Annotated in this window: 5 protein-coding genes; all 5 read left to right on the top strand. The window is 59.8% G+C overall.

The window, feature by feature from the left end:
• A partial coding sequence (locus tag AC1DRJ_RS19940; protein ID WP_477803662.1) for a cytosine permease occupies window positions 1–343 on the top strand: 343 nt, incomplete at its 5' end.
• A 69-nt stretch (window positions 344–412) separates the two neighbouring features.
• Complete coding sequence (locus tag AC1DRJ_RS19935; protein WP_477803661.1) at window positions 413–1,381, top strand: ABC transporter substrate-binding protein; 969 nt, start codon at window positions 413–415, stop codon at window positions 1,379–1,381.
• A gap of 70 nt (window positions 1,382–1,451) precedes the next feature.
• A complete protein-coding gene (locus AC1DRJ_RS19930) occupies window positions 1,452–2,303 on the top strand; it encodes an ABC transporter permease (RefSeq protein ID WP_477803660.1) in 852 nt (283 codons plus the stop codon).
• Entirely contained in the window at window positions 2,300–3,130 is an 831-nt protein-coding gene (locus AC1DRJ_RS19925; protein ID WP_477803659.1) for a quaternary amine ABC transporter ATP-binding protein, read from the top strand. Before AC1DRJ_RS19930 ends, AC1DRJ_RS19925 begins: the two co-directional genes overlap by 4 nt.
• A 172-nt stretch (window positions 3,131–3,302) precedes the next feature.
• Window positions 3,303–4,447: HAL/PAL/TAL family ammonia-lyase (locus AC1DRJ_RS19920; protein ID WP_477803658.1), on the top strand; the 1,145-nt coding region annotated here is incomplete at its 3' end.

Genomic DNA, 4,447 nt, shown 5'->3' with positions numbered 1-4,447 from the left:
CTACTACTGCATCACTCGCGAGCGCTATGACGTGCCGGCGCTGGCCGATCCGAACGGTCGCTACGGCCGTTGGAACGCCCTCGGTATCAGCGTCTATGTTTTCGGTGTGCTGGTGCAGCTGCCATTTATCTCCACCAAGTTCTATACGGGTCCGCTGGTGGCGGCCCTGGGCGATGTGGATATCTCCTGGATCATCGGCCTGGTGATTCCCGCCGCCCTGTATTACGTGTGTGCAAAAAAATGGCACGGCTGCGTGCCTGATCATCYGATTCTGCCGGTCGAGCAGGACAGCGTTGTACAACCTACAACAAGCGGGGCCGGTCGCGTTGCGGTGCAGGCCTGATTGGACGTGGACAGGGCTGGATGCCTCTTGACTGCCGTAAGCCAATTCATGATTAGGAGCGTCATTACAATGAAATCGAACAAGACCCTGCTGACCACATTGCTTTCCATGGGCCTGCTCGCCAGTGCCGGCGCCACTCAGGCTGCCGGTTGGTGCGAGTCGGGCAAGCCAGTGAAATTTGCCGGCCTGAACTGGGAAAGCGCCATGCTGCTGACCGACGTGCTGCAAGTCGTGTTGGAGAAAGGCTACGACTGCAAGACCGACACCCTGCCGGGCAACTCCATCACCATGGAAAACGCCCTGAGCAGCAACGACATTCAAGTATTTGCTGAAGAGTGGGTCGGCCGCAGCGAAGTCTGGAACAAGGCCGAGAAGGCCGGCAAAGTCGTCGGTATCGGCGCTCCGATCGTGGGCGCAACCGAAGGCTGGTACGTGCCGCGTTACGTGGTTGAAGGTGACGCCAAGCGCAAGCTGGAACCCAAGGCACCTGATCTGAAAGCAATCACCGATCTGAGCAAGTACGCTTCCGTGTTCAAGGATCAGGAAGAACCGTCCAAGGGCCGTTTCTACAACTGCCCGGCGGGTTGGACCTGCGAGCTGGATAACAGCGAAATGCTGAAAAGCTATGGCCTGGAAAGCACTTACACCAACTTCCGCCCAGGCACCGGCCCGGCGCTGGATGCGGCTGTGCTGTCGAGCTACAAGCGTGGCGAGCCGATCCTGTTCTACTACTGGTCGCCAACCCCGCTGATGGGCCAGGTTGACCTGATCAAGCTCGAAGAGAAGCCAGGCGTGAACAAGACCGTGGATATCAAGGTCGGCCTGTCCAAGACTTTCCACGAGCAAGCCCCGGAACTGGTAGCCGTTCTGGAAAAGGTCAACGTGCCGATCGAGATCCTCAACCAGAACCTCGGTCGCATGAGCAAAGAACGAATCGAGTCACCAAAACTGGCCAAGATCTTCTTGAAGGAACATCCTGAAGTCTGGCACGCATGGGTGAGCGAAGACGCAGCCAAGAAAATCGACGCGGCCTTGTAGGTTGGGCCTCTCCGGCTGTCGGCGACGGCAGTCGGAGGCTTGATCGCAACCCCTTGATTGAGAGTCTCCTATGTTTCCCGAAAGCTTTACCTTTTCCATCGCCGACTGGGTCAACAGTTGGGTCGATTCGCTGGTCACCAACTACGGCGACGTGTTCCGGCAGATCTCTGACACGCTGCTGTGGGCCATCGTCAATCTTGAAGGGCTGCTGCGTGCGGCGCCCTGGTGGCTGATGCTGGCCATCGTCGCGGGCATTGCCTGGCACGCGACCCGCAAAGTCGTGACCACGGCGGTGATTGTCGGCTTGTTGTTCCTGGTGGGGGCGGTCGGCCTCTGGGACAAGCTGATGCAAACCCTGGCGCTGATGATGGTGGCGACGATCATTTCGGTGCTGATCGGCATTCCGCTGGGCATTCTTTCGGCACGCAGCAATCGCCTGCGTTCGGTGCTGATGCCGATGCTCGACATCATGCAAACCATGCCGAGTTTCGTGTACCTGATCCCGGTGCTGATGCTGTTCGGACTGGGMAAGGTCCCTGCGATTTTCGCTACGGTGATCTACGCCGCGCCGCCGCTGATTCGCTTGACCGATCTGGGCATCCGCCAGGTTGACGGTGAAGTGATGGAAGCGATCAACGCCTTCGGTGCCAACCGCTGGCAGCAACTGTTCGGCGTGCAACTGCCGCTGGCCCTGCCGAGCATCATGGCCGGGATCAACCAGACCACCATGATGGCGCTGTCGATGGTAGTGATTGCCTCGATGATCGGTGCCCGTGGCTTGGGTGAAGACGTACTGGTGGGGATTCAGACCCTCAACGTCGGACGTGGCCTGGAAGCCGGTCTGGCGATCGTGATTCTGGCTGTGGTGATCGACCGCATTACTCAGGCGTACGGTCGGGCACGGCATGAGGTGAGCAAATGAACAACGCGACCGTAAGTAAGATCGAAGTCAAAAACGTCTTCAAGATTTTCGGCAACCGGTCCAAGGATGCCCTGGCGATGATTGGCCAGGGCAAAACCAAAGACCAGGTACTGTCCGAAACCGGCTGTGTGGTCGGCGTGAACGATTTGTCCCTGAGCATCGGCACCGGCGAGATCTTTGTGATCATGGGCCTGTCGGGTTCCGGTAAATCGACCCTGGTGCGCCACTTCAATCGCCTGATCGACCCGACCAGCGGTGCGATCCTGGTGGATGGCGTGGACATCCTGCAATACGACATGGAAGCCCTGCGCGAATTTCGCCGTCACCGGATCAGCATGGTGTTCCAGAGCTTCGGCCTGCTGCCGCACAAGACCGTGGTGGATAACGTTGCCTACGGTCTGAAAGTGCGCGGCGAGAGCAAGCAAATGTGCTCCGAGCGTGCACTGCACTGGATCAACACCGTGGGCCTCAAGGGTTACGAAAACAAATACCCGCATCAGCTTTCGGGCGGCATGCGTCAACGTGTGGGCCTGGCACGCGCACTGGCTGCGGACACCGACATCATCCTGATGGACGAAGCGTTCAGCGCCCTCGACCCGTTGATCCGCGCCGAGATGCAGGACCAGTTGCTGGAGCTGCAAAAAACCTTGCACAAGACCATCGTCTTCATCACCCACGACCTCGACGAGGCCGTGCGTATCGGCAATCGCATTGCGATCCTCAAGGACGGCCGCCTGATTCAGGTTGGCACCCCGAGAGAGATCCTGCATTCGCCGGCGGATGAGTATGTCGACCGGTTTGTGCAGCGTCGGGCTGCGGTGGTTTAAAGCTGATAAGTGGCAAGTGGTGAGGTCCCTTGTGGCGAGGGGGCTTGCCCCCGTTGGAGCAGCCCCCAAAAAAATTGCAACCGCTGCGCGCTCGAACGGGGCGATGCGGCGGTCCGACAAGCCTCCTCGCCACAGGGTTTTATTGATCAACAGAATTGATATGAGGCTCCAGATGTCCCAGGCTGAAAAAATCGTTATCACTGAAGCGCAGGTCAGTTGGCAGGATGTGGTCGCCGTCGCCCGTCACGGCGCACAGCTTGAGCTGTCGGCGCCGGTCTGGGCACGGATTGAAAACGCCCAAGCCATCGTCCAGCTCATCGTCACCAGCGGCGAGCGTGCCTATGGCATCAACACCGGACTGGGCGCGTTGTGCAACGTCTCCCTGCAAGATGAACAACTCAGCCAGTTGTCGCGCAACACCTTGCTCAGTCACGCCTGTGGTGTGGGAGCACCGCTGACCAACGAGCAGACTCGCGCAATCATCTGTGCAGCCATCATCAACTACAGCCATGGCAAATCCGGCCTGCACCGCCAGGTGGTTGAAGCCCTGTTGGCGCTGCTCAACCGTGGCATTACCCCGCAAGTGCCGTCCCAGGGCTCCGTGGGTTACCTGACGCACATGGCGCACATCGGCATTGCACTGCTGGGTGTCGGCAACGTCAGTTATCGCGGGCAGATCGTTTCCGCCCAGCAAGCCCTGGCCGAAGAAGGCCTGCAACCGGTCAAACTCGGTGCCAAGGACGGTTTGTGCCTGGTCAACGGCACGCCGTGCATGACCGGCCTCAGCTGCCTGGCGATTGCTGACGCCGCGCATTTGCTGCAGTGGGCTGACGTGATCGGTGCCATGAGTTTCGAAGCCCAAYGCGGTCAGATCGACGCGTTCGACGCCGAGATCATTGCGCTCAAGCCACACCCGGGCATGCAGCAAGTCGGGATCAACCTGCGCGCGGTGCTGAGTGGCAGTGAAGTGATCGCCAGCAGCAAAGGCATTCGCACTCAAGATGCCTTGAGCATCCGCTCGATCCCGCAGGTACACGGCGCTGCCCGTGATCAGCTGGTTCACGCGACCAAACAGATCGAAACCGAACTCAACGGCGTCTCGGACAATCCGCTGGTGCTGGGTACGCCGGACAACTACCGCGTCGTTTCTCAAGCCAACCCGCACGGCCAGTCCGTAGCGATGGCGGCGGACCTGTTGGCCATCGCCATGGCCGAAATCGGCTCCATCGCCGAGCGACGCCTCGACCGCCTGATCAACCCGCACGTCAGCGGTCTGCCGGCCTTCCTGGTGGCCAACCCGGGCGTTAACTCCGGGAT

The sequence above is a fragment of the Pseudomonas sp. P5_B2 genome (genome assembly GCF_056400445.1).
The sequence above is the reverse complement of the archived record's forward strand: the minus strand, read 5'-3'. Positions and strand labels throughout refer to the sequence as shown.

Coding starts and splice junctions, on each gene's coding strand:
- AC1DRJ_RS19935 (WP_477803661.1), top strand. CDS start 413: ATGAAATCGAACAAGACCCTGCTGACCACATTGCTTTCCATGGGCCTG.
- AC1DRJ_RS19925 (WP_477803659.1), top strand. CDS start 2,300: ATGAACAACGCGACCGTAAGTAAGATCGAAGTCAAAAACGTCTTCAAG.